The following is a 25,911-nucleotide window of genomic DNA, read 5'->3' as shown; positions in this document are numbered from 1 at the left end:
CGGTTACCAGCGCTGAGATAACTGGACGCTAGCGTAGGTCTCTATGAGTGAGGGTCAGACGCCCCCCGCCGAGCCCGCGCGTCAGCCGGTGGACGAATTGCTGGAGCGCCGTCAGCAAGCGCTGTGCAACTATCTCGACGCGAGCGCCGACATCGCCGGCAGTCGCATTCGCGCGAATCTGGCCGGCTGGCAGCGATGGCTGGGCCGGCTGCCGGGTTCCCCGGTCGCGCGCGCCACCGCCCGCCGCGACGCCCTGGTGCGCGATCTGGCGGTGCACGGCGTCGGCGCCGACGATCACCGCTGGGGCGTGCTGTCGGGCGCGTACGTGCGCAGCCTCGGCGCCCCGCTGTGCCTGGAGGACACCCTCGCCGAGCTGACGCAGCGCTACAGCGCCGAGCATCCGCACTGGACCCGCCGCCTGGAGGCGCTGGCCCGGGCGACCGGGGAGGCTCGTCCGATGGCCGCGGTCGGTGACCGCGCGGTCGTCGCCGACCTCACCGAGGAGCTGCTGGCCATCACCCGCAGCGCCCCCGATGAGGCCGCGCGCCAACGTCTTTCGGACCATCTGCCCGGCGTGCTGCGCCCGGTGCCCTCCGATATCGAGGCCCTGCGCCGCGACGATGCGCTGGCCGAGGTGGTGTTCGACATCTACGCCGACACCATCAAACTCGACAACATCACGGTGAATCCGGAACTGCGCGGCACCGGCCTGGGCACCGCGGTCCTGCAGCATTTGTGCCGCGCCGCCGACGCCCATCACCTCTACATCGTCGGCCAGCTGGTCCCGACCTACCGCGACGACGATTCGGCCGTTCCGAAACTGGCCAATTGGTGCCGCCACCACGGCTTCTCGGTCAACGAGCGGCTCGGCGGCCGGATCGTGCGCACCCCGTCGAGCGTCCCGGGCTCCGCGGCGATGTAGTCCGAGGCCCCGAAACGCCGAGCGCCGCATACCGACCTGCGGTATGCGGCGCTGTCGAGCGGAACGGGATCAGGCGGGCAGGCCCATGCCCGCGGCCAGCATCGGCCACGAGTTGTGCAGCGCGCTCTCCCAGTACGGCCAGTAGTGGGTGCCGACCGGGTCGAACTGGAAGGTGGCGGGGATGTTCAGCGAGTTCAGCTTGTCCTGCAGGTTGTGCGTGCAGGCGTTCACCCCGCCCTCGATGATCATGCCCAGCGCCAGGTTCACGTCACCCTGGATGCCCGGGGCGGACTTGGTGTAGAACTCGACGTCGCGCTGCAGCGGGATGCCGCTGCCGCTGGAGACGTAGAGCTGGGTGCCGCGCAGCTTCTCGGCATTGACGACCGGGTCGTGGGCGGCCCACAGCGGGCTGTCGGCCGGACCGTACATATTGAGGGTGTTGCCGCCGGCCCAGGTCTCCACGGCCAGCTTCACGAACTGCTTGCCCATCGGGTCGGCGATCTGCGCGCAACCGCTGTAGGCGGCCACCGACTTCCACAGGCCCGGCTTGGACTCGGCCAGCTGCAGCACCGAGGTGCCGGAGGTGGACAGGCCCGCGAGCGAGTTCAGTCCGGTGGAGCCGAGGGTGGCGTCCAGCAGCGGCGGCAGCTCCTCGGTGAAGAAGGTCGTCCACTTGTTCAGGCCCAGGTTCGGGTCGGCCTGGATCCAGTCGGCGTAGTAGCTGCCGCGGCCGCCGATGGGCTGGATGACATTGACCTGCTTGTCGGCCAGGAAGCCGAGCGCGTTGGTCTGGGCGGCCCAGCTGGCGGTGCCCTCGCCGGCGTCGAGGCCGTTGAGCATGTACAGGTTGGGCGCGGGCTGGGATTCGTCGACCGGACGCTGCACGTCGACGGTGATGTCCCTGCCCATGGCCGCCGAGTAGACCTTCAGATGCCAGGTGCGGCCTTCCTTGGTCACCGAGGTGACCGACGGCGCCTTGTCCTGGTCGGCCGAACCGGTGCCGCCGGACAGGGAGACCGACAGGGCGGCGGTCAGGACGACCGCGGCGGTGCGCAGGACGGTCCTATTACGTAGTGCAGAGAGCTTCATCGAAGAGCTGATCCCGGTTCTCGGGCCACGCTGGGCCGCATATAGATCGGTGCCGGGTCCCGGATGTCCCGGATTCCCCGCACGCTATGTCTTGTGTCAACCCAAAACTGTTACCTGACAAATCGCCGGAAGGGTAGTCCCCAATCGCCCGGGCAGGTCGTCACGACGGCGTCGGCGCAGCGTGCGACCATCGGAGGGTGACGAGCAAACCCGGCGAGGAACAGCGCCTGCGGGATCTGGCGCGGTTGCGGCGGGTCCGGGACCGCATCGATCGGGAGTACGCGCAGCCGCTGGATGTGGAGGCGCTGGCGCGCGACGCGCATATCTCCGCCGGGCATCTGAGCCGTCAATTCCGGGCCGCCTACGGCGAATCGGTGTACGCGTATCTGATGACGCGGCGTATCGAGCGGGCCATGGCGTTGCTGCGGCGCGGGGATCTGAGCGTCACCGAGATCTGTTTCGCGGTGGGCTGTTCCTCGCTGGGCACCTTCAGTACCCGGTTCACCGAACTGGTCGGGGTGCCGCCGAGTGTCTACAAGCAGCAGATGGCCGACGCGCCCGAGGGCATGCCGTCGTGCGTCGAGAAACAGGTGACCAGACCGATCAGGAATCGAGAAGCCCAGGCAAGCGCCTCGCAATTAGCCTGATCGACATGGACATCACCATTCTCTCGAGCTTCCTCCCGCACACCGACGCGGACGCGGCGCTCGCGTTCTACCGCGACGCGCTCGGCTTCGAGCTGCGCAAGGATGTCGGCTACAACGGTTTGCGCTGGCTCACCGTCGGCCCGCCGGATCAGCCCGGCACCTCCATCGTGCTGCACCCGCCGGCCGTCGACCCGGGCATCACCGAGGAGGAGCGCAAGCTCATCGTCGAGATGATGGCCAAGGGCACCTACGGCAGCATCCTGCTGGCAACCAAGGATGTGGATGCCGTCTTCGAGCAGCTGCAGGCCGGTGACGCCGTCGAGATCGTCCAGGAGCCGACCGACCAGCCCTACGGCGTGCGCGACTGCGCCGTGCGCGACCCCGCGGGCAATATGGTTCGTATCCAACAGGTCTCCTGACCTGACCCGCGCCCTCTGCCCGACCGGTCCGCCCCTGTAGATGGAGACACGCATGGCCTCGCGCAAGTCCACGAACAACGCCCTGCCCGCCGCCGATGCCCACGACCTGATCCGGGTGGTCGGGGCGCGGGTGAACAATCTGAAGGACGTGTCCGTCGACCTCCCCAAGCGGCGGCTCACCGTGTTCACGGGCGTGTCCGGTTCGGGCAAGAGCTCGCTGGTCTTCGACACCATCGCCGCGGAGTCGCAGCGGCTGATCAACGAGACCTACAGCGCCTTCGTGCAGGGCTTCATGCCGACCCAGGCGCGCCCGGACGTGGACGTGCTCGAGGGCCTGACCACCGCGATCAGCGTGGATCAGCAGCGCATGGGCGGTGATCCGCGCTCCACGGTCGGCACCGCCACCGACGCCATGGCCATGCTGCGCATCCTGTTCAGCCGCCTGGGCAAGCCGCATATCGGTTCGCCGCAGGCGTTCTCGTTCAATGTGGCCTCGATCAGCGGCGCGGGCGCGGTCACCGTGGAGAAGGGCGGCAAGCAGGTCAAGGAGCGCCGCAGCTTCCAGGTGATCGGCGGCATGTGCCCGCGCTGTGAGGGGCGCGGTTCGGTCAACGACATCGACCTGACCCAGCTCTACGACGACACCAAGTCGCTGCGCGAGGGCCCGTTCACGATTCCGGGCTACAGCATGGACGGCTGGTTCGGGCGCATCTTCATCGGCAGCGGCTTCTTCGATCCGGACAAGCCGATCAAGAAGTACAACAAGCGCGAACTCGCCGATCTGCTCTACAAGGAACCGACCAAGATCAAGGTCGAAGGCATCAACCTGACCTACGAGGGCCTGATCCCCAAGATCCGGAAGTCGATGCTGTCCAAGGACATCGAGTCCCTGCAGCCCCACATCCGCGCCTTCGTCGAGCGCGCGGTCACCTTCCAGATCTGCCCGGAATGCGACGGCACCCGGCTCAGCGAGCTGGCCCGCTCCTCGAAGATCAACAAGATCAGCATCGCCGACGCGTGCGCCATGCAGGTCAGCGATCTGGCCGACTGGGTGCGCGGGGTACGCGATCCGTCGGTCGCGCCGCTGCTGGAAGCGTTGCAGGCGGTGCTGGACTCGCTGGTCGAGATCGGGCTCGGCTACCTGAGCCTGGACCGCGCCTCGGGCACGCTCTCGGGTGGAGAAGCCCAGCGCGTCAAGATGATCCGCCACCTCGGTTCGGCGCTCACCGACGTCACCTACGTCTTCGACGAGCCGACCGTGGGCCTGCACCCGCACGACATCCAGCGCATGAACGATCTGCTGCTGCGGTTGCGCGACAAGGGCAATACCGTGCTGGTGGTCGAGCACAAGCCGGAGACCATCGCCATCGCCGACCACATCGTCGACATCGGCCCGGCCGCCGGGTCGGGCGGCGGCACCATCTGTTTCGAGGGCACCGTCGAGGGCCTGCGCGCCAGCGGCACCATCACCGGCCGCCACTTCGACGACCGGGCCGCGCTCAAGGATGCGGTGCGCAAGTCCAAGGGGGCGTTGGAGATTCGCGGCGCGACCGCCAACAATCTGCAGAAGGTCGACGTCGACATCCCGCTGGGTGTGCTGGTCGTCATCACCGGTGTCGCGGGCTCGGGCAAGAGCTCGCTGGTGCACGGTTCGATTCCGGCCGGCGAGGGCGTGGTGTCGGTCGATCAGGGCGCGATCAAGGGGTCGCGGCGCAGCAATCCGGCCACCTACACCGGCCTGCTCGAACCGATCCGCAAGGCCTTCGCCAAGGCCAACGGCGTGAAACCGGCGCTGTTCAGCGCGAATTCGGAGGGCGCGTGCCCGACCTGCAACGGCGCCGGCGTGATCTACAGCGACCTGGCCATCATGGCCGGTGTCGCCACCGTGTGCGAGGAGTGCGAGGGCAAGCGTTTCCAGGCCGCGGTGCTCGAGTACAAGCTGGGCGGGCGGGACATCAGCGAGGTGCTGGCCATGCCGGTCGCCGAGGCGCTGGAGTTCTTCGCCGCCGGGGAGGCGAAGATCCCTGCGGCGCACAAGATCCTGGAGCATCTGAAAGAGGTGGGTCTCGGCTACGTGAACATCGGTCAGCCGTTGACCACGTTGTCCGGCGGTGAGCGGCAGCGGTTGAAGCTGGCCACGCACATGGGGGAGAAGGGTGGCGTCTATGTCCTGGACGAGCCGACCACCGGTCTGCACCTGGCCGATGTCGAGAATCTGCTCGGATTGCTGGACCGCCTGGTGGATTCCGGCAAGACGGTCATCGTGATCGAGCACCATCAGGCCGTGATGGCGCACGCCGACTGGATCATCGACCTGGGTCCGGGCGCCGGCCACGACGGCGGCCGGATCGTCTTCGAGGGCACCCCCGCCGACCTGGTGGCCGCGCGCTCCACGCTGACCGGCGAGCACCTGGCCGGGTATATCGGTTCCTGACCGAGGCTCCCGGGAATATCCGCTTCCGATCGCTGTTGACCGTGGCTGCGACGGAAGGGAGTGGTTGTGGTGAACGGGTTTTCGGCCGAAGGTCTGGACAAGGTGGGCGAGGTGCTCGGCGCGTACGCCGAGCGGGGTGAGGTGGCCGGCGCGGTCGCCGCGATCTACCGGCACGGGCGGCTGGTGCGGGTGGAGACCGCCGGTGTCGCGGATCGGGCGACCGGACGGCCCATGCGGCGCGACACCCTGTTCCGCATCGCCTCCATGACCAAGCCGATCACCACGGTGGCCGCGCTGACCCTGGTGGACGAGGGCCGCCTCGGCCTCGACGACCCGGTCGAGCGCTGGCTGCCGGAACTCGCCGACCGCGTCGTCCTGCGTGACCTGGACGGCGCACTCGACGACGTGGTGCCCGCGGAGCGCCCGATCACCGTCGAGGATCTGCTCACCTACCGCTCGGGCCTCGGGTGGGGGCGCTCCAGCCTCGCGCCCCGGTTGTTCGCTCTCACCGCCGATCCCATCGCGAGCGCGATCGGCGTCGCGAACGCCGAACGCCTGACGCCCGACGAATGGTTGCGCGCGGTAGGGGAGCTGCCGCTCATCGCGCAGCCCGGCACGGTGTGGCGGTATCACACCGCCTCCGACATTCTCGGCATCCTGATCAGCCGGGTGACCGGGCAGCCGCTGGAAACCGCACTGCGCGAACGGGTGCTGGAACCGCTGGGCATGACCGACACCGGATTCACCGTGCCCGAATCGAAGCGGGACCGTCTCAGCGTGCTCTACGGACCGGACGGCTCCGAACTCGATCGGCCCGAGACCACGGCGTGGGGCGAGGAACCGCTGTTCCCGTCCGGCGGTGCGGGTCTGGTGTCCACCGTCGACGATTACGCCCGCTTCGCCCGCATGCTGATCGGTGGCGGCGAACTCGACGGCGTCCGGATCCTGCGGCCCGAGACCGCCGCCGCGCTGGCCGCCGACCACCTCACCCCCGAACAGCACGCGGCCGCGCCGTTCAATCCGCCACTGGGCCAGGCCCTCTGGGCCGATCAGGGCTTCGGTTACGGCGTGAAGATGCAGACCACCCCGGGCATTCCCAGCGTCGGCACCTTGTCCTGGCCGGGCGGCCTGGGCACCGCCTGGTACGCGGATCCCGAAAAGGATCTGGTGGCCCTGCTTTTCGTGCAGTCGGCCAATATCATCATCGCCGCCGAGTGGCGCAGCCCGCTCGGCGACGACTTCCTGCACGGTGTGTACGGAGCCCTCGAGGATTGACCACGGGCCGCTAGTACACCGTCCCCATCGCCGAGCGCACCTCGTCCAGGGCGGGGCTTGGAACTGCATGGTCGAATCGCTTCGGCCACTGCCGGATACCCTTCGTGCTGAGCCCGCTCGATGCCTCCTCGAGCAGCGCGGCCACCAGTTCTATATCTCCTGGCTCGGCTCGCCGAATACGCAAATGACCGTCAGACATGGGCGGGATTCCTTCCGAGGCTCGGCGACCGCTGGAATGTTCCGGTCCTCGAGTAGGCCCGGCCTGGGCCGGGGTGAGCGCAACCGGCCATTCTTCGAACGTATTTTCGATTGCATGCGATGGGGCGGGTCACGGCGCCAGCGCGGAGAGGGAAGCTCCGCACTGGCGCTGATCGCCTTCTAGCTGGCCTTTTGCGCCGCTGCTCGCCGGTAGGGGCTGAGCGCGAGCGCCACGTTGACCAGCGACAGTGTCAGTGGGTGGTGGATATACTTTCGGGGGGAAGGTGGACGCGCCTCGTTCGACGCGCCCACCGGGTGTTGCTTCCTCCTAGCTCGGTCGGCAGCCGCTCACACAGCGGCCCCACCTTCGATGGAGAGGAATTGATATGCGCGCCATCCAGATTGAACAGTTCGGCGATCCTGCGCAGGTGCTCCGCGTCGTCGACATCGAGGAGCCGCCGCCACCAGGTCCGCATGAGGTTCTGTTGAGCGTTGAGGTCTCGCCGTTGAACAAACACGACCTATTGGTTGTCACCGGCATGCTGGCGCGACCACCCCTGCCCCACATACCAGGCGCAGAGGGGGTCGCCCGCGTGCTTGCCGCCGGCGCCGAGGTCGATGGACTTCAAGTCGGCGATCTGGTCGTGCTACCCCTGTATGCCGGTGCGTGGCGTGAGCGGCTCGTCGTGCCCGCCGACAGCCTGTTCGCACTCCCCGTCGGCGGCAGCATCGAGCAGTACTCGATGCTGGGCAGCAACCCCCCGACGGCAGGGTTGATGCTCAGTGAGGTCACCCCGATGCAGCCCGGTGACTGGGTGGTTCAGAACGCCGCGAACTCCGGTGTGGGACGGTCATTGATCGCGCTAGCCAAACTTCGTGGACTGAAGACGATCAACCTGGCCCGTGACGACGCAACGTTCGCCGAGCTCACCGCAGCCGGGGCCGACGTGGTCCACGTCGACGACCCCGATGCGGTCGGCGATGTTCGAGCGGTGATCGGCGACGCGCGAGTGGCGCTGGCAGTGGAAGCCGTCGGTGGTCCGGGGGTGGCACGGCTGCTCGAATTGCTGTCCGACGGTGGATGGTTGGTCAGCTACTCCTGGGCCAGGAACGAACCCATGTGGGTCGACACCTCGACACTGGTCGGCAAGCACCTCACCGTCCGCGGATTCTTTATCGGCGACTTCGACTACCACGACAAGGTAGTGCCTGTCATTCGTGAGGCGGCACCGCTGGTGGCCGACGGCGCCCTCGCAGTCCCCGTGGCGGCCATGTACCCCCTCGAGCACATCCAGGGCGCGACGCAACATCTCCTCCGTGGCGGCAAAATCCTGCTGCAAGTCGCGGGGCGATGAATGCGACGAGCACGCGACCTCGGCACGGTGCGTTGACAAGATGTTTACGTGACCAACCGATTTGACACCCGGCATCGCCCGTCTTTCACATCGGGAACGATAGCCGGCGACACCGACACGGCTCGGCTTCCGATCCTCGTTCTTCGGTCTGCCTACTGTTGTTCGACGGGTTCGGCCGGCGGCCGGCGACCGAAGCCCAGCTCCGGATGCTTAGTTGTTGATATTGCGGAAGGCGACCGGACTGCTCGTCCTCGTCGACGGTGTGGCGGCTTCCACAGCCGCGGCCACAGGTTCAGTTCGCTTGCGCGGGTGAGGATTCAGGACCGTCGATATGTTGTCATACGCGAGCTACCCGCCAACCGCGCCGGCGTGATCCGGCCGGTGGCCCAGGGAAACTGCCAGGGGGAAACACAGGTGCGAGTGGACCGGGTGGGGCAGATTCTGGATCAGGTAGCAATCCGTACGAGAGGAGCAACGGCGATGGAGAGTCGATCCAACCGGTCCGAGACCTGCAACCAGCAGCAGGGTCGGCGTGACGACGAGATGGGAGCGGAAGCGTGAAGGACTACGACGTGATCGTCCTCGGCGGCGGCTCTCCCGGCGAGCACTGTGCGGGCGAACTGGCCGACGGCGGACTGCGGGTTGCCGTGGTCGAACGCGATCTGGTCGGCGGCGAATGCTCCTACTGGGCCTGCATCCCGTCCAAGACGTTGTTGCGTCCCGGCGAGGCTGTTCAGCAGGCGCGGGAAGCCCAGGCGCGTGCGGAGATCGACGTGGCGGCTTCGCTGGCCTGGCGAGATTTCATGGTGTCGGACTACTCCGACACGAGTGCCGCGGGCTGGCTGTCGAGCAAGGGCATTGATTTGATCCGCGGCGCGGGGCGGCTTGCCGGACGCGGTGTCGTCGAGGTCGCGGGTGCTCGCTACACAGCCGATCACGTTGTCATCGCGACCGGTTCGGAACCGATCCTGCCGGCGCTTCCCGGGCTGGCCGGATTGCCGGACGTGTGGACCAACCGCGAGGCGACGAGCCTGACTGCCATTCCACGAAGGCTGATCGTCCTCGGTGGCGGGCCCGTCGGCGTCGAAATGGCGCAGGCGATCCGCAGGCTGGGCTCGGAGGTCGTGCTGGTCGGCGGCAGCACCCACCTGTTGCCGCGCGAACCCGCACCGCTCGGTGAGGGTCTCGCCGAGGTGCTGAACCGCGACGGCATCGAGGTGGTGCTCGGTGTGCGCGCCACCGCGGTGCGTCGCGACGGGGCGGACTTCGTGCTCAGCCTCGGCGACGGCACCGAACGGCGCGGTGATCGGCTGCTCGTGGCCACCGGCCGCAAACCCCGCGTCGACGGAATCGGGCTGGAGACAGTCGGAATCACGGCCGAGGCGACCGGCATCCCCGTCGATGGCAGTCTGCGCGCCGCGGACGGCGTGTGGGCGATCGGCGATGTCAACGGGGTGCGCCTGCTGACCCATGTCGGCAAGTACCAGGGCGAGGTCGTCGCGTCCAATCTTCTGGGCGAACCCCGCGAAGCCGACTACCGGGCCATCCCGAACGTCGTATACACCGATCCGCAGGCAGCGTCGGTCGGCGTGGTCCAGGACAGATTCAGCGCGACGGTCCGGCTCGCCGATGTGGCCAAGACCGCCACCTTCACCAGGTCCTACGCCGAGACTCCCTGGTTTCTGACACTGCTGAGCGACGGCGAACGGCTGACCGGCGCCTACGCGCTCGCACCCGAGGCCGGCGAATGGCTGCAACAGGCCACCCTGGCCATCCGGGCACAAGTTCCGCTCCGGGTCCTGCGTGATGTGGTGCAGCCCTTCCCGACCTTCTCCGAGGCGTACGTGGCAGGGCTGAAGGAACTGCGTACCAAAATCATCGAAGCCCGGGTTCCGAGCCTGATCAATCGCCAACCTCGGCGATAGCTGAAGCATCGCCGGGAGCCTGCTGCCAGGCCGTCTGGCTGACGACGGCCGGGGGACCGAGCGTTTGTTTTCGTTCGCGAGATCGTGCGACTATCGAATCCCTTTCCGGCGGAGAATGGTTCGAGGTCGATGGTTGCTCCGGAGCTAGGTCGCTCGACGAGCCTGGTCGGTCGCGCCGCCGAGCTCGAGACATGCGGTGACCTGCTCGAAGCCGTACGCGCCGGGGAAAGCCGCGTATTGGTGCTCAGCGGTGATCCCGGGGTGGGCAAGTCGGCATTGCTCGACCAGCTCACGAGCCGGGCGACCGATTGCCAGGTGTTTCGTGTCGTCGGTGTGCAGTCGGAAATGGAACTGGTCTTCGCGGGCCTGCATCAGCTCTGCGCGCCGATGCTCGACCGCGTGGAGACGCTGCCTGATCCCCAGCGCGACGCGCTCAGGGCCGCGTTCGGGCTCTGCGAAGGGTCCGCACCGAAGCCGTTCCTGATCGGACTCGCGGTGCTCGGACTGCTCGCGGAGACGTCCGCGGAACGACCGGTGCTGTGTGTGGTCGACGACTTCCAGTGGCTGGACCGGGCATCGGCCCAGACGCTGGGTTTCGTCGCCCGCAGGCTCGCCGCCGAATCGGTCGGGTTGATCTTCGGGGCCAGGGACATCACCGTCGAGCTGGTCGGAATCCCGGAGTTGCCGGTCCGCCCATTGCCGTACGAATTCGCGAGCGAGCTGCTGAACTCCGCGCTGACCGGATCGATGGACGTCCGGGTGCGGGACCAGATCGTGACCGAAACCGGCGGCAATCCACTCGCACTGCTGGAATGGGTGCGAAGCGCCGCTCCGCATCGGCTGGCCGGCGGATTCGGTCTGCCGACGGTATCGGCGCTGTCGAGTCGGATCGAAGAGGGCTTCGGCCTGCAGCTGACGGCGATGCCGGTGCAAACGCAGCGGTTGTTGCGGCTGGCGGCGGCCGATCCGTCCGGAGACGCCGCGCTGGTGTGGCGAGCCGCCACCACCATGGGAATCCCGTTCCACGCCGCAACCCCCGCGGTGGAGGCGGGGCTCGCGGAGTTCGGTGCGCGGGTGTGGTTTCGGCATCCGTTGTTGAGGTCGGCGGTCTACCGGTCCGCGTCGGTTCCGGATCGACACGACATCCACGTGGCCCTGGCCGAAGCGACTGATGCCCAGCGGGATCCCGATCGCCGGGCATGGCATCGAGCTCAGGCCGCGTCTGCACCCGATGAGGACGTCGCGGCGGATCTCGAGCGATCGGCCGCTCGCGCGCAGGCCCGCGGCGGACCCGCCGCGGCTGCCGCATTCCTGGAACGGGCCGGGTTGCTCTCGGAGGATGAGGGCAGGCGGGGCGCCCGCCTGCTGTCGGCCGGACAGGCCAATCTGCAAGCCGGCAACTACGACGCGGCCCTGAGGCTGCTGGCGAATGTCGAAGCCGGGCCATTGGATCCGTTGCAGCATGCCACCGCCGATCTGCTGCACGGCCAGGTGGCGTTCGCGTCGGGGATGGGGAGTGACGCGCCGCCGTTGCTGCTCCGTGCGGCGAAACGGCTGCAGCCGTTCGATATCGACCAGGCTCGGGAGATCTACCTGGCGGCATGGATGGCTTCGTTCTTCGCCGGCAACCCGGTGTCCGGGGGTGGTCTGCCCGAGGTGGCGAAAGCTGTTCGGGATCTGCTGCCTCGCTCGGATCGGCCGGGCAAACCCGAGCTGGTGCTGGACGCACTGTCGTCGATGATCGTGGCGGGGCCCGCGGCTGCCGCGCCCGCCATGCGGGTGGCAGTGGAACTTTTCGCTCACGCCGGCAATACGACAGATGAGGTGCTGCGATGGAGTTGGTTCGCGCATCCCGTGGCCATCGCGCTGTGGGATCACGACGCGTGGCGCGCCATCCTCGTGCGCTACGTCGAAAGTATCAGGGCGGCAGGGGCTCTCGACATGATGCCCGTCGCGCTATCGAGCCTAGCCACGGTCACGGCTTGGTCGGGTGACTTTGCGGCGACCAAGGCGATGATGGCCGAATCGGATGCGATCTGTCAGGCCACCGGGGCCTCCGCATCCGCGCTCCCACCGATCCTGCTCGCCTGTTTCCGTGGTGATCGAGTCGCCGCCGAACGGCTCGCGCGACCGGTGATCGACGATGCCGCAGCGACCGGCAACGGCTGCGCGCTGATCTGGGCGCAATGGGTCATGGCGGTGCTGTACAACGGTCTCGGCCAGTACCGGCAAGCGCTGGACGTGGCACGGTCGGCCGTAGGACCCACAGGCCATTACATCTTGGCGCACTGGCCGTTACCGGAGGTTGTCGAGGCCGCCAGCCGCATCGGTGACACCGGCCTCGCGGACGAGGCGCTGCTGCGGCTCGAGGAATCCGTGCGCCCCGGGAGCACGGACACCGGGCTGGGCCTGCTGGCCCGGTCCCGAGCGCTCACGAGTGATGGCGAGGCCGCCGAAGTGCTGTATCGCGAAGCCGTCGACCGGCTCGGCCGAACCTGTCTGCGACCCGAACTCGCTCGCGCACACCTGCTCTACGGGGAATGGCTGCGCCGAGCGGGCCGTCGCGTAGCCGCCCGGGCCGAGCTGCGAATCGCTCACGAGATGCTCGCCGCTATGGATATGGGCGCCTTCGCCGAACGCGCCCGCCGTGAGTTGCTGGCCACCGGTGAGCGGGTCGGCCAAATCGGCACCGAGCACGCCAACCCGCTCACCGCGCAGGAGGCACTCATCGCGCGGCTCGCTCGTGACGGCAGGACCAATCCCGAGATCGGTGCACAGCTGTTCCTCAGTGCGCGCACGGTCGAATGGCATTTGCACAAGGTCTTCGCGAAACTCGGGATCGCCTCCCGCCGTGAGCTCGCCGATGCCCTCGCTGGGGCCGACTGAAGTCGTAATCGAGCTATGGGCCTTCGCCCAAGAGGGCGCGCAGCGCCGAGTTGGCGACCTGCCGCAGTTCGTCGTGGCTGCGCCCGGCTGCGGCCTGGACGGCGATGCCGTCCGAGATGGTGTGAACCAGTGCGGCCAGATCGGCCGGTTCCTGGCGGGACGGCAGGTCGGTGGCCTGCTCCAGCCGCCGACGGAGTGCCGCCTCGCCAGCTTTGCGTACCCCGGCGGTGTCCTGACGGACGGTGTGCGAGTCGGGTCCGCAGGCTTGAACGGCCTTGACGCACAGGCAACCAGGGGGCGTGTCCTGCCCGGCGGTCAGGTCGACGGCCCCGTGGATCAGCCGCTCGACGACCTCGCGGCCGGTGGACGCGTTCAGTGCGTCGGCGGCGTAGGCGCCGGGGCCGTCGAGGTATCGGGCCAAAACCTTGCCGAACAGTTGCTCCTTATTGCCGAAGGCGGCATAAAGGCTGGGCTTGTTGATGCCCATCGCGGCGGTCAGGTCGGCAAGCGTCGTACCCTCATAGCCGTTCTGCCAGAACACCTCCAGCGCGCGGTCGAGTGCGGTGTCTGTGTCGAACGAGCGCGGGCGTCCGCCAGGCATGCCGTCCTCCATGCTCTTTCCTGTGTTTTTTACCTATCGGTACATTACCTCTTGCGGACGAGCGTTGCGCCACTTAGTTTCTTACCGATAGGTACAGAACTAAGGAGTGGCACACATGATCCGAGTCGGAGTTGTCGGAGCGAGCGGGTGGGCGGACAGCTCGCACCTGCCGGCGCTCACTGCTCTCGAGGAGTTCGAGGTGACCGCGGTCGCGACCACCAACCAGGCCAGCGCAGACCGCGTTGCGGCCGCCCACGGCGTACGGCACGCCTTCGCCGACGCGGGCGAACTCATCGCGCACCCTGAAGTCGACTTGGTCGTCGTATCGGTGAAGGCTTCCGGGCATGCGGCCGTGATCAGGGCGGCGCTCACCGCTGGCAAGCACGTCGTGTCCGAGTGGCCGCTGGGCGTCGACGCCGACGAAGCGGGTGAGCTGACCGAGGCTGCCGCCGCTGCCGGCGTCGTTCACGCGGTCGTCCTCCAGGGCCACCACTCGCCGAGCGCTCGCTTCGCTGCGGACCTGCTGGCCGACGGCCGGATCGGCATGCTCGAATCGGTCGCACTGGTCGCGGAGGGCGCTCCATGGGGCGGTAGTCGAATTTGGCCGAACCTGGAATTCGGCCTGGACCCTTCGGCGGGAACCAACATCCTGACCATCATGGCCGGTCACTTCCTGGCCGCCCTCGAACGTGTCGCGGGCTCACTGACCGAAGTCTCCGCACGGCTGCCCCGCACGCACGACCATGTGCTCGTCGCGGGGACTCAGCGGACCGTGCCCAACGCCACGCCCAGCCACGTGCTCCTGCATGGAAAGCTGGCAGGCGGCGCCACCGCCTCTGTCGCCGTGCACGGCGGCAACGGCCCCGCCCGCTACGGCTTCCGCCTCGAGTTCGTCGGCAGCGACGCAACATTGACCGCCACCCCGGCCCAGCCCGGGACATTCATCCACTGGGGCGACTGGGACATCCGTATCGGCGACGAGCCCCTGACCGTGCCCGACACCTACCGCACGGTCCCCGACGGCATCCAGTCCGGCCCACCGGCCAACATCGCAGCCCTCTACCAGGAGGTCGCTCGGGCCATCGCCGAAGCCCGACAATCACATCCCAGCTTCGAGACCGCCCTGCGCCACCACCGACTCCTCGCCGCCATCGAACAGTCCGCGTCCGATGGAATCGTCCGGTACATCTCGTAGCCGGCATACACCGCGACAGGGTTGCCGAGCCCATCTTCAGTGGCCTGGTCAACTGGTGTCGTGCGCAAGGCCGGGACGCCCGCGGGTGCCATCCTCGGCTCGACCCCGGCCGGACTCCGATGCGCCCGTTCGGTCGCGCACCGCGACCGAACGGCTCACGGCGACCCCACCTGGGTGAGTAGTTCGGTCATGGGCATGTCAGTTCAGCCGTTCGATGATCATGGCGTTGGCCAATCCGCCTGCCTGGCACATGGTTTGCAGGCCGTAGCGGCCGCCGGTCTGTTCCAGTACCGACAGCAGGGTGGTGGCGATGCGGGCGCCGCTGGCTCCGAGCGGGTGGCCGATCGCGGTCGCGCCGCCATTGATGTTGACCTTGGCGGGATCGGCGCCGGTCTCGGCCAGCCAGGCCAGCACGACGCTGGCGAACGCCTCGTTCACTTCGAAAGCGTCGATATCGGCGAGTTGCAGGCCGGCGCGCGCCAGCACCTTCGCCGTGGCCGGGATGATGCCGGTCAGCATGTAGAGCGGATCGTCGCCGACGACCGCGAGGCTGTGCAGCCGAGCCCGGGGCCACAGCCCGAGCCGGCGGGCGGTGTCGCTGCTCGCGATGAGAACCGCTGCGGCGCCGTCGTTCACGGGCGAGGAGTTCCCGGCCGTCACGTTCCAGCAGATTTGCGGGAACCGTGCGGCCAGGGCGTCGCTGTGAAACGCGGGCGGCAAGCCTGCCAGGACCTCCACAGTGGTAGTGGGCCGGATGCTCTCGTCGATCAGCAGGTCCGTCGAGGTTCCGTCGGGGCGGGTCAACTGGCCGCTGGTGATTTCATCGTCGAAGCGGCCCTCCTTCCACGCCACCGCCGCACGCCGATGACTCTCGGCTGCGAAGCTGTCGAGGCTTTCACGGCTCAGCCTCCAGCGAGCGGCGATCAGTTCCGCGCTGACACCTTGGGGTACAAGCCCTTCCGGGTATCGCCGCGCGATGCCCATGCCGAACGGATCGCGGCCGACGGTCTGCGACCCGATCGTGATAGTGCTCATCGATTCCACGCCGGAGGCGATGACGAGGTCGTAGTCGCCGCTGCGGACGGCTTGGGCGGCGAAATGGATGGCCTGCTGGCTGCTTCCGCACTGACGGTCGATCGTCACCGCCGCCACGGATTCGGGCAGGCCCGCGGACAGGGCCGCCCAGCGGGTCGTGTTGAGGCTCTGCTCGCCGACCTGGCCCACCGCGCCGCCGATCACATCGTCGATCAGCTCCGGCGCGATCCCGGTGCGGCGCAACAACTCCGCGAGCGCGTGCGCGTGCAGGTCGACCGGATGGACGCCGGCGAGCCCGCCGTTCGCCTTTCCCTTGCCAACGGGTGTTCGAACCGCGTCGATGATGACTGCGTCCATGAGATCCCTCCAAGGCTGTTCGGAACCTGTGACTGTCCGTCACCGGTGTGATCAGCATTGGCGTGGAACACCTGTGGAAGCACCCGGTGCGAGCCCTGGTCCATGCCCTGGCGTGCTGTCGACGGTGACCGACAAGGGATCATCGGCGCCCGGGGCGGAGCCGCGGAACCGAGTAGTCGGTATATGTCGGTAAGGCCCCATCGCAGGCTTCCAAGTCGCCTGTTGGCGGAGTATTCGTCACATCAGTCGGGCGGTAGAAGGTTCAGGATTGGAAACCGGCGGTGGATATTGCGAATCTGCTGTCGAATCTGATCGAGTTCGGCTTCGATGGCTTGATTCGGTTCCCCGCTGGGCCATTGGCTGCGCCGTCGCACCAGGGAGCCCATATGGCGTTCGAGCTCGGCGAGGAACATTCGGGCCTGCGCCTCCTCTGGGTCCGCATCGGTCACCGGAGCCCCGAATCAGCAAACAGTGGAGACCAGCTTCTGTGTCGCCATCCGCTCGACGAGCAGCGGTACGAAGTCGCGCACCGGTCGCCCCTCGAAACCGCGGTATACGTCGGCAACGATTCCGGCGATGACCCTCGCGCCGACTCCGGGAAAATTGTCGGTAAGCCGCCCGGCGAGTTATTTGATCTGTTGATCCTCATTATTTGCTGCCATGGTTCATGGTCGCCCGCACCCCTGCGCACGGTCAAACGCCGTGAATTCGATTGGGGCAGTATGCCACGATCGGTGCTATCCCGGCAGCGTCTATGTTGCACGCGTGCAAAGCAATTCGATGACAGGCCCTCATACGGGCGACTGCGCGCTGGATCCGGTTCGGCGCTCACGGTCCACATATCACCGAATGTGGGGCCGTCAGCGCATGAAGCGCGGGTATGTGAACGCCATGAAAACTGTCGACAAATTCATTGCCGAGAGATTGCTGGTTGACATATTGTCGAAGAACGTCGATCGCGACGCTGCCATTTCCAGTGGAGCGCCGGTTTCCATTCAGCTTCACAACGCTGCGGATCCGACGGTCGGGGACCCGTCAGCGTAGGACCCACCATGAGTCAATTACCCTATTCTGCAATAGAATTCACGTCGCCGCCGATCGCTGCGGGTCAGCCCAGCAAGGTCCTTGTCGTCGAGAGCAACCCGGCGGCCGCGGAGATTGCGGTACTTGTGCTGGCCAACGCCGGCTATGAGGTGATTTCGGCCGGTAACGCGCAGCGTGCTTTGACCCTCGCTCAGCGATGGAATCCGGACTTGGTCCTGCTCGAGCTGGCCCTGCCGGACCGGCCGGGCTCGTATGTGTGCCGGCAGCTGCGGAAGCGGTCACCGATTCCGATCATCGTGACCTCCCTCGACGGCGATCCCGATGCCATCGACGACGCCTACGCGGCCGGTGCCTGCGACTATCTACCCAAACCGCTGAGAAGCGGTCGACTGCTCGACCGCATCCGAGTCGATCTCGCGGCACCGCCGGCGGTTCGAGGCGATTCGGCCGCCTAGAGACCAAGCCCGGTTGCGGCTTCGTCTCGGCCGCTGGCCGTGCAATACCCCGCGGCGGAAACGCCGGGGCAGGTAGACCCAGCGCGACCCTCGGTGTGACTCGCAGTCGTAGCTGGTGCTGTTTGAGTACGGTCGGGGTGTGGAGGGTGAGGGTGCCGCCGCTGTGCACGGTGGAGACGAGGCGGCGTTCGCGGAGTTGTCCCAGCGGTATCGCTGGGAGTTGCGGGTGCACTGCTATCGGATGCTGGGCTCGTTCGACGAGGCCGAAGATCTGGTGCAGGAGACGTTGCTGCGGGCATGGCGCTATCGCGGAAGTTTCCAGGGGCGCTCCACCTTTCGGGCGTGGCTGTATCGGATCGCGACGAACGTGTGCCTGGACTTCCTCGACCGTCGGCCGCGGCCCCCGATGCCGGATAAGGTCGGTGGACCGGCGGAGGTGAGTTGGCTGCAGCCGTTTCCGGATCGGTTGCTGGAGCCGGTGGCCGAGCGGGCGGCCGAGCCGGAGACCGTGCTGGTCGCCCGGGAGACCATCGAATTGGCGTTCTTGGTGGCCATCCAGCGCCTGCCTGCTCGACAGCGTGCGGTGCTGATCCTGCGAGACGTGCTCGGCTGGTCGGCGTCCGAGACCGGTGAGCTGCTGGAGATGAGCGTGGCCGCGGTGAAGAGCGCGTTGCAGCGGGCCCGGCCGGTGCTGCGGGCGCACCTGTCGCAACACCACCTCGGGCAGGCCCCGGCCCCGGTCACGGCCCCGACCGGTCAGGAACGGGAGTTGCTGCGGCGTTTCATGGCCGCCCACGAACGCGCCGATATCGCGGCCTTCGCGGAACTGTTGAGCGAGGATGTGCGACTTTCCATGCCGCCGTTGCCCTACCTTTTCGCCGGCCGGACCGACGTCGCCGCCTTCGCTGAGAACGCGATGGGCCCCGGATCGGCCTTGCACCGGGGGCGGTGGCGGGGCGTGCCGGTCCAGGCGAACCGGCAGCCGGCCATGGCCGGGTACCTGCGCCGACCGGGTGAGCCCGTCTACCGGGCACAGGTGCTCGACGTCCTGCGGGTCGAGGACGGGAAGATCGTCGAGATCACCGCGTTCGGGCCCGAGATGTTCGCCGCGTTCGGCCTGCCCGCCACCCTGCCCTGATTCGGCTCCGATTCCTTTTCCGCGCTGCGCCGGTCTCACAGGGCACGACCGCGACCGGCGCGGTCGATGACCGCAAGGAGACAGGTGTGCACACACTGACACACGAGGAACTGGCGGCACTGCCGCAGGGCGACGTCCGCCTGCTGGACTGCGATATCGCGCAGAATCTGCTGACCTCGACCGAGTTGGCACGCGTGGCGTATGTGGCCGCGGACGCCACCCCACGCGTGTTTGCGATGCTGTTCCACTGGACCGGGCACGAGGTGGTTCTGTCCACATTCGTCCCCGCCGGCAAGATCGCGGCGCTGCGGGCCAGGCCCGAGGCGGCGATCACGATCGATCGGGCCGCAGCCCAGCCACAGGCGCTGCTGCTGCGTGGCCGTGCCCAGGTCACCGAGATGGACGGGATCGTGCCGGAGTACGTGCTGGCCCTGCACCGTTACGGAGGCGCCGAGCAGGCCGCAGCCCAGGTCGCGGCCGTCGATGTCCCCGGAGTACGGATGGCCAGGATCGCGGTGCAGCCGAGCTGGGTGGGAGTCCTGGACTTCCAGACCCGATTCCCCGGCGGCTCCACGGCGGACGAGTTCGCGCGGAGGGGGCAAGCGTGACCGAGTACGTGTTCATCCCGGGCGCCGGGTCCGATTCCTGGTACTGGCACCTGCTCGCCGGCGAGCTGAGCTCCCGCGGCCACCGCGTGGCCACTCCCGACCTGCCCTGCGACGACGATGCGGCCGGGCTGCCCGAGTACGCCGACACCGTGGCCGCAGCCATCGGTGATCACGCCGACACCGTGCTCGTCGCCCACTCCTTCGGAGGGTTCACCGCACCGCTGGTCTGCCAGCGCGTCTCGATCCAACGGTTGGTGCTGTTGGCCGCGATGATCCCGCGGCCGGGCGAGGCCCCCGCCGACTGGTGGACCAATACCGGTTACCAGCAAGCCCGCCGCGAGCAGGACGAGCACGACCGCCGACGCCCCGACGACGAGGATGCCCTGTTCTTCCATGATGTTCCGCCCGCTATGGCGGCCCAGGCGCGTCAGCACAGCCGTCGGCAGTCCATCACCCCGTTCACCGAGCCATGGCCCCTGTCCGCATGGCCGACAACCTCGACGACCGTCCTGCTCTGCCGACACGACCGCTTTCTGCCCGCCACCTTCATGCGCCGTGTCGTCTCCGAACGCCTCGGCGTGGTTCCCGACGAGATCGATGGTGGCCACATGGTCGCCCTTACCCGACCTCGACAGCTCGCCGACCGACTGGAGGCCCATGCCACCACGAGCGCACCACCCCGCTCGAACATCTCGGATGTCGTTTGGGAGTAGGTTCAGCGATGCGGACGACGTAATCCGTCCAGCGTCGAGTCCAGTAGCCGTTCAGCTTGCTCGCGCTGCTCAGGCTCGCCCGAGGCCAGGGTGATTCCAGTGCGGGCGGCGAACGGTCGCACTGACGTCGGGCCGGATGGCACCCGTCCGCATCGCGGTCTCGATCAGTGCGCTCCAGCGACGCGTCGAGTTTCATCACCGGTGTCGCGTTGTTCGTCGACGGCGGCATGGCCCGGGTGTGATCCGCTCCAACTCCAGGCCTGAGCTCCAGGCGAGGAAGCCTAGGTGGTCGTCAGCAGGCCGCCGTCGATCACAAAGTCTGAGCCCGTGATGTTCGCGGCACGCTCGCTGGCGAGAAAGGCTGCGAGGTCAGCGATTTCGTCGGGGCGAGTGAAGCGACCGGTGACGGATGCCGCAGCGGCGGACTGTGCGACGGCGTCGGCATCCCCGCCGGTGGCGTGGGCGATCGCGTGGGCGACACCGGTGTCGCCCAGCCACAGGTCGGTGGCGACGGGTCCGGGGCTGATGGTGTTGACCCGGATGCCGTTGGGACCGAGCTGTTTCGACAGCGACTTCGCGGTATTGGTGAGGGCGGCTTTCGCGGCGCTGTAATCGATCACCGCCGGGTCGGCGAGCGTGGAATTGACCGAACTGATCATGACGATGCTGCCCTGGCCCGCGCCGAGCATGGCGGGCAGCACGGCGCGGGTGGTGCGAATCGCGGCCAGCAGATCCAGTGTGAGGGTGCCCAGCCAGTCGTCGTCGGTGACATCGAGGAACCCGGTCAGGCGGGGCGTGACCTTGCCGACGTTGTTGACCAGAATTCTTGTGTCACCGAGCTTCTCGGCGGCGGCAGCCAAATCGGTCGCGCCCGCCTGGGTGGACAGATCGACCTCGACCGGATGTACCCGGCCGCCGTCGGCGAGTGCGCGCAATTCGTCGCCGGCGTGGCGGGCGCCGGCGACCACGATCGCGCCTTCCTCGACGAGGGTCCGGGTGATGGCCAGGCCGATACCCCGGCTCGCGCCGGTGACGACCGCGAGCACATCGGTGAGTCCGAGATCCATGGCGGCGCTCCTTCGTCCGGTGGGTTGCTTACAGGCCCTGGTCGGCCAGCCAGCTGAGCACGGCGTCGGCGACGTCCTTCCAGCCGCTGTCCACGGTGAGCGAATGGCCACGGCCTTCGAATTGCTTCAGCTCGGTCACCGCGGTGGAGTCGCGGTACTGCTTCAGCGTGGACCGTGTGACCACATCGGGCACCGTGTGGTCCTCGAGACCCGAGATGAGCAGCAGCGGACCCCGATCCGCGTTGCCGGTGTTCACCTTCGCCTGCGAATGCAGCACGAAGTTGGCGGCGGCGGCTTGGAACAGCGGTCGAGCCGGTGAGGGGATGGTCCAGCGCTCGAACAATTCGTCGGATTCCTGCTCGGACACCGCATTTCCGAATCCGAACCGGAATTCCTTGCCGGTCAGGGAGACCGCCTTGTGCAGGTTGGCCGGGTTGCCCAGCGCCGGCAGGCCCGCGCGCAGCTGTGCCAGGGGCAGCGGCAGCACTCCCTTGATCTGCGCGGGATCGATCGCCACTCCGGCGATGCCGCGGCCTTCGCCCAGGAGCTTCTCGGTGATCAAGCCACCGAAGGAATGGCCGACAATGATCGGCGCGGCGGGCAGAGCGTCGATGATCTCGGCGAAATGCGCTGTGGCATCGTCGATTCCGATGTTGGCGACCGCCTCCGGATGCTCGCGCGCCGCGGCGACCGTATCGGGCTCACCCGGCCAGCCGGGCGCGATCGGGGCGTATCCGGCAGCACGGAAGTGATCGACCCAAGGTCCCCAACTGGTGGCGTGCAGCCACAAGCCATGAATGAAGACCACCGGGGTAGCAGACTGCGGCATCTCGAGCCCTCTCTGAGCGAACCTTCGGATCGGCCGTACCAGCGGATCGGCCGCGCATAGGCCGGCGCTCGAGGCCCCATCGAGTCCAACACCGCGCCAGTGCGGATGTCCAAGTCGCATCGGGCCCGGATTGATAACCAAAACGGCATACTTGCAGGCGATCATGCATTCGAGGTTGGGACGAGCGGAGAATGAGGCGGATTGTGGACTTGGACCTGCGCCTACTGCGGTACTTCGTGACCGTCGCCGACGAGCTGCACTTCGGGCGTGCCGCGGCCAAGCTCTACATCAGCCAACCGGCCCTGTCGAAGCAGATCCGCAAACTCGAGGATCAGCTCGGACGTCGATTGCTGGAACGAGACAGCCGCCATGTGACGCTGACCGACCACGGGCACCGTGTGCTCGCCGACGCCCGGGAGATGATCGCCCTGGCCACGCGCATCGGCGATCACTCCTCGGAGTCCGGAACGGTGCGCATCGCCCACGTCTTCGAGCTGCAGACCAGCCGGATCATCGCGGACGCCTTCGCCGCGGCCTACCCCGACGTCCCGCTCGTCGAACGCTCGCTCGACAGCCTGCGGCAATTGGACGCCCTGCTGGACAACCGGCTCGACGTCGCGATATTGCGGGTCACGGCCGCGATGGCGGCCCGGAATCCGACCGGTTGGCGATTTCACCGCCTGCGTCTCGAGCCGATGTTTCTGGTCGGCCGCCCGGGTGATCCGCCGAAGGCCTCGGTATCGCTGTTCGAACGCCCCGTGGAGGTCTTCGCCGACGCTCCCGCGTCCGGGCTGTACAACGCGCACGGAGACTACCTCACGACCTTCGAACGCCATGCCGGGATGTCGATGCGATGGCTGGGTAACCCCGGTACCTTCGGGCACTGCGTTGCTGCCGTGCGGCGTGCCACCGATTCGGGCTATATCCTCGAATTCGAAAGCTACGCAGTACGATACGGTGCCGCCGGCATACCGATTCACCGCCCTGCCGAACTGCAGCCGTACTACCCCTGGTGTATCGCCTGGCGCGACGAACCACACAACGCAGCCGTCGCGAACTTCCTCGGAATCGCCGAACACACTGCCCGACAGCGCAACTGGCACCTCCCGCCCCACCATCCTGTGCAGCCCTGGATCCCACCCGACGACCCGACCGATTCCTCCCAAGCCGCGGCCGCAACCACCGCGCCGCGGCCGCGGCAGTGAGCCTCAGCTGATCCTGACGTTGTCCAGGTCGATCGAGACCAGAACCGGATCCTCGATGCGGTGCCCGGTCGCGTCGCGGCCGTAGACGAGCCGGCTGGTGGGTACGACGATGCCGTCGACCGTCTGAAAGTCGCTCGAGTAGTGGGCGGCAGGCGAATTCGCCGAGATCTCGACGGCGTAGTCGCGCCTGCGGATCAGGCCTTCGGCATCGATGTAGAGCACCTGGTCCGCGCTGTGAGTGGCGATGGTGTCCGGATACTGCACACCCAGTCGCCGCCAGGTCTCGCCCTGCTCGTGCCAGTCGCCCAGCTGTTCGGTGTACACGCCGGGCAGGGTGAGCGAATAGGGCTCGGACAGGTACGTCCACATCGCGTATCCCGAGAAATAAGCCAATTGCAATGTCGACCACGGGGTTTCCAGCACGTGCCCGGCGAACGAGTTGCGAGGCGCGGTCAATTCCTCGACCGTCCGGGGGGTCGGGTCGTCGGTTTCGATCGCCACGCGGTCGGGGCTGAACGACATCCGCAACTCGGGTGTCGGCGCCGGTCGGAGCCGGCTGCGCTGCTCGTGCAGCCGGATCTCGACGGTCGAATCGTTGATGATTCCATCGACGCCCTTGAGCGCCCACAACACCCCACCGACACGCTGATGCACCGTGATGGCGTCGATCCGCCGCCAGCGCTCGACACCGCCGTACGCGCCGATCACATCGTCGAGTAGATCCATGGCCACCGCTCCTTGTCTCGCCCCGCGGGAACTTCCCGCGGTATGAACCACGGTCCGTCACAGGGGGCGTGCTTCGCGCCCGTGTTCAACCCTGGCCCTGGTACTGGGCGGCCGGCCAGGGAGTGGGCCAGTGACCACGCAGGGGCGAGCGTGTGGCGGCGCTACCAGCATGAATTCATGGCAGGCCTGGATTCAGGGTCTGTGTCAGCCAACGGTTTGCGAAACCCGTTCGCGACCGAAACGAGGAGTTCGGAATGAGTTCGTTCAATCCTCGTCGACGCGTCGCGCCACCCATTCCCGGATCGCGGCGATGATCTGCTCGGGCGCGTCCTCCTGGATGTAGTGGCCCGCACCCTCCAGGATGACGGTGCGATGGTTGGGAAAGGTGCGCTCCCAGCGGCGACGTTCGGCGTCGCGGAATGCCACATCCTTCGTCGGCCACACCAGCAAGGCAGGCCTGTCGCCCAGGGCAGGCAGCCCCTGCTCGATCTCGGCGAGAAACGGTCGGCTGCCCAGGATTTCGCGAGGGAACACGTGCATCGGATGCCTCGACTCGGGCGTCGGGAACGGCCCACGGTAGGCGTCCATCACCGGCGTCGACAGCTTGCGGCGCCGGACTCCGAGCGGAATGAGCCTCTCGACGAAGAAGTTTCGCCGCAGTATCAGGTAGCGGCCGATCGGACCGCCCAGCGTCCGCGAGAACACCTGTGTTCCCGGATCCGACTTCGGCCAAGCCCAGGTATTGCCGATCACGAATGCGGAGAACCGATCCGGATGCCGCGTCGCGACCGCGAACCCGATCGGTCCGCCCCAATCCTGCACCATGAGCGTGACGCCCGACAGGTCCAGTTCGATGACGAATCGCTCGACGACCGCCGCATGCTCGGCCGGCGTGAAGCCGTACCCGGGGCCCGGACGTGAGAGGCCGAATCCGGGGTAGTCCACAGCGATGCAGCGAAATTGGCCGCGGAGATGGGTGATCAACTCGCGGTAGAGAAACGACCAGGTGGGGTTGCCGTGCAGCAGTAGCAGGGGCGGCCCGACGCCTTCGTCGACGTAATGGACGCGAGCCCCGACCAGGTCGAGATAGCGGTGCTCGAAGGGGTATGAGTCTCGGGGCACCCAGGACGGAACTTCCGGGATGTCGTCGGACATGTCGACCTCCTTGGGCTCGAATCGGCACACTGGCCAATCGGTCAGCGCGTATGGGTCTTTCGAGGATTTGCGTCAACGTGGCCGGTCCAGGTCATGGGCAAAGTGGCCACGGAGACCTCGGCGATCTGGTGTAGGCGGCCGATGGGGGAATGGAGGGACCAGAACTGCTCGATCGCAACGTCGAGCAGGTTCGATTCGTCGAACTGCCTCGGCCGTCCCATGGGCGCCACCGTACCAATCTACGTGCGGCGATGCGCACAAGCCTCATTCTGGAGGTGTGACTCCAGAATGCTTGATGACATGTCCTCATTCGCGGGTGCTCAGCGCAGGCGCATCGGGCGTATGGACCATCGCCACGATCGTGCATGAGGTCCACCATGGGTTCGATGGTCGGCCGGTGCGGGAGTATGTGCCGTTGCTGGTCGAGCGGGTCGCCGCACGACAGCTCGTGTCGGCTATCCGCTGAAACCACCACTGCGGCGCCATCGATCCGGCGTGTCGTAGTCGCTGATCTAAATCTGAACGGTTGGCAAACTCTGGATTGACGGTCCATGGTTCAATGGCTGCCCCCGGGTGCCGCTCCCGCCGATGTGTGCAACCCCCGTCGATACGAGAACAATGTCCGAGGACCCC

Annotated in this window: 23 protein-coding genes; 16 read left to right on the top strand and 7 right to left on the bottom strand. The window is 67.3% G+C overall.

What is annotated here, in order from left to right:
* The first annotated feature begins 43 nt into the window (after positions 1–43).
* Entirely contained in the window at positions 44–922 is an 879-nt protein-coding gene (locus ACYVKL_RS02630; protein WP_379173578.1) for a GNAT family N-acetyltransferase, read from the top strand.
* 69 nt (positions 923–991) lie between these two features.
* Here the strand turns inward: ACYVKL_RS02630 and ACYVKL_RS02625 are convergent, their stop codons facing one another.
* Entirely contained in the window at positions 992–2,011 is a 1,020-nt protein-coding gene (locus tag ACYVKL_RS02625) for an alpha/beta hydrolase (RefSeq protein ID WP_379173576.1), read from the bottom strand.
* Between the two features lie 197 nt (positions 2,012–2,208).
* Between ACYVKL_RS02625 and ACYVKL_RS02620 the strand changes: the two genes are divergently transcribed.
* From ACYVKL_RS02620 to ACYVKL_RS02590, 7 genes are all read left to right on the top strand, one after another.
* Entirely contained in the window at positions 2,209–2,658 is a 450-nt protein-coding gene (locus tag ACYVKL_RS02620; RefSeq protein WP_379173574.1) for a helix-turn-helix transcriptional regulator, read from the top strand.
* A 5-nt stretch (positions 2,659–2,663) separates the two neighbouring features.
* Positions 2,664–3,077 carry a VOC family protein gene (locus ACYVKL_RS02615; RefSeq protein WP_357201692.1) on the top strand — a complete coding sequence of 138 codons (414 nt, stop codon included), beginning with the start codon at positions 2,664–2,666 and terminating at the stop codon, positions 3,075–3,077.
* Between the two features lie 52 nt (positions 3,078–3,129).
* Complete coding sequence (locus ACYVKL_RS02610; RefSeq protein ID WP_379173571.1) at positions 3,130–5,511, top strand: ATP-binding cassette domain-containing protein; 2,382 nt, start codon at positions 3,130–3,132, stop codon at positions 5,509–5,511.
* A 69-nt stretch (positions 5,512–5,580) separates the two neighbouring features.
* Complete coding sequence (locus ACYVKL_RS02605) at positions 5,581–6,786, top strand: serine hydrolase domain-containing protein (RefSeq protein ID WP_379173570.1); 1,206 nt, start codon at positions 5,581–5,583, stop codon at positions 6,784–6,786.
* A 584-nt stretch (positions 6,787–7,370) separates the two neighbouring features.
* The gene (locus ACYVKL_RS02600; protein WP_379173568.1) at positions 7,371–8,339 is read left to right on the top strand and encodes a zinc-dependent alcohol dehydrogenase family protein; all 969 of its coding nucleotides are present in this window, start codon (positions 7,371–7,373) and stop codon (positions 8,337–8,339) included.
* A gap of 557 nt (positions 8,340–8,896) precedes the next feature.
* Positions 8,897–10,264, top strand: coding sequence for a dihydrolipoyl dehydrogenase family protein (locus ACYVKL_RS02595; protein ID WP_379173566.1), 1,368 nt, complete (start codon positions 8,897–8,899; stop codon positions 10,262–10,264).
* 129 nt (positions 10,265–10,393) lie between these two features.
* The gene (locus ACYVKL_RS02590) at positions 10,394–13,150 is read left to right on the top strand and encodes an ATP-binding protein (protein ID WP_379173564.1); all 2,757 of its coding nucleotides are present in this window, start codon (positions 10,394–10,396) and stop codon (positions 13,148–13,150) included.
* 13 nt (positions 13,151–13,163) lie between these two features.
* On the opposite strand, the gene ACYVKL_RS02585 is transcribed toward ACYVKL_RS02590, so the two are convergent.
* Complete coding sequence (locus ACYVKL_RS02585; protein WP_379173562.1) at positions 13,164–13,763, bottom strand: TetR/AcrR family transcriptional regulator; 600 nt, start codon at positions 13,761–13,763, stop codon at positions 13,164–13,166.
* Between the two features lie 103 nt (positions 13,764–13,866).
* On the opposite strand from ACYVKL_RS02585, the gene ACYVKL_RS02580 reads away from it, so the two are divergent.
* Entirely contained in the window at positions 13,867–14,946 is a 1,080-nt protein-coding gene (locus ACYVKL_RS02580; protein WP_379173560.1) for a Gfo/Idh/MocA family protein, read from the top strand.
* A gap of 198 nt (positions 14,947–15,144) precedes the next feature.
* On the opposite strand, the gene ACYVKL_RS02575 is transcribed toward ACYVKL_RS02580, so the two are convergent.
* Positions 15,145–16,338, bottom strand: a complete 1,194-nt coding sequence (locus ACYVKL_RS02575; RefSeq protein WP_379173558.1) for a thiolase family protein — start codon at positions 16,336–16,338, stop codon at positions 15,145–15,147.
* A gap of 281 nt (positions 16,339–16,619) precedes the next feature.
* Here ACYVKL_RS02575 and ACYVKL_RS02570 point away from each other — a divergent pair, with 281 nt between their 5' ends.
* From ACYVKL_RS02570 to ACYVKL_RS02550, 5 genes are all read left to right on the top strand, one after another.
* A complete protein-coding gene (locus tag ACYVKL_RS02570; protein ID WP_460770928.1) occupies positions 16,620–17,273 on the top strand; it encodes a hypothetical protein in 654 nt (217 codons plus the stop codon).
* A gap of 117 nt (positions 17,274–17,390) precedes the next feature.
* A complete protein-coding gene (locus ACYVKL_RS02565; protein ID WP_379173555.1) occupies positions 17,391–17,837 on the top strand; it encodes a response regulator transcription factor in 447 nt (148 codons plus the stop codon).
* 139 nt (positions 17,838–17,976) lie between these two features.
* The gene (locus ACYVKL_RS02560; protein ID WP_379173553.1) at positions 17,977–18,975 is read left to right on the top strand and encodes an RNA polymerase subunit sigma-70; all 999 of its coding nucleotides are present in this window, start codon (positions 17,977–17,979) and stop codon (positions 18,973–18,975) included.
* An 86-nt stretch (positions 18,976–19,061) separates the two neighbouring features.
* The gene (locus ACYVKL_RS02555) at positions 19,062–19,583 is read left to right on the top strand and encodes a pyridoxamine 5'-phosphate oxidase family protein (protein ID WP_379173550.1); all 522 of its coding nucleotides are present in this window, start codon (positions 19,062–19,064) and stop codon (positions 19,581–19,583) included.
* Positions 19,580–20,296 (top strand): alpha/beta hydrolase, encoded by a 717-nt coding sequence (locus tag ACYVKL_RS02550; protein ID WP_379173548.1) that lies wholly within the window; start codon positions 19,580–19,582, stop codon positions 20,294–20,296. Before ACYVKL_RS02555 ends, ACYVKL_RS02550 begins: the two co-directional genes overlap by 4 nt.
* Before the next feature lie 281 nt (positions 20,297–20,577).
* On the opposite strand, the gene ACYVKL_RS02545 is transcribed toward ACYVKL_RS02550, so the two are convergent.
* On the bottom strand, positions 20,578–21,363 hold the full coding sequence (locus ACYVKL_RS02545; protein WP_379173546.1) for an SDR family oxidoreductase: 786 nt from the start codon (positions 21,361–21,363) through the stop codon (positions 20,578–20,580).
* A 28-nt stretch (positions 21,364–21,391) separates the two neighbouring features.
* Positions 21,392–22,171 (bottom strand): alpha/beta hydrolase, encoded by a 780-nt coding sequence (locus ACYVKL_RS02540; RefSeq protein ID WP_379173543.1) that lies wholly within the window; start codon positions 22,169–22,171, stop codon positions 21,392–21,394.
* Positions 22,172–22,383: 212 nt separating this feature from the next.
* On the opposite strand from ACYVKL_RS02540, the gene ACYVKL_RS02535 reads away from it, so the two are divergent.
* Positions 22,384–23,397 carry a LysR family transcriptional regulator gene (locus ACYVKL_RS02535; RefSeq protein ID WP_379173541.1) on the top strand — a complete coding sequence of 338 codons (1,014 nt, stop codon included), beginning with the start codon at positions 22,384–22,386 and terminating at the stop codon, positions 23,395–23,397.
* 3 nt (positions 23,398–23,400) lie between these two features.
* Here the strand turns inward: ACYVKL_RS02535 and ACYVKL_RS02530 are convergent, their stop codons facing one another.
* Positions 23,401–24,123, bottom strand: a complete 723-nt coding sequence (locus tag ACYVKL_RS02530) for a hypothetical protein (RefSeq protein ID WP_379173539.1) — start codon at positions 24,121–24,123, stop codon at positions 23,401–23,403.
* A 264-nt stretch (positions 24,124–24,387) separates the two neighbouring features.
* Entirely contained in the window at positions 24,388–25,278 is an 891-nt protein-coding gene (locus ACYVKL_RS02525; RefSeq protein WP_379173537.1) for an alpha/beta fold hydrolase, read from the bottom strand.
* Here ACYVKL_RS02525 and ACYVKL_RS02520 point away from each other — a divergent pair.
* Positions 25,265–25,744, top strand: a complete 480-nt coding sequence (locus ACYVKL_RS02520; protein ID WP_379173535.1) for a three-helix bundle dimerization domain-containing protein — start codon at positions 25,265–25,267, stop codon at positions 25,742–25,744. The genes ACYVKL_RS02525 and ACYVKL_RS02520 overlap by 14 nt on opposite strands.
* Positions 25,745–25,911: the final 167 nt, after the last annotated feature.

This window comes from Nocardia tengchongensis (assembly GCF_054781395.1).
This window is presented reverse-complemented; position numbering and strand designations above follow the sequence as displayed.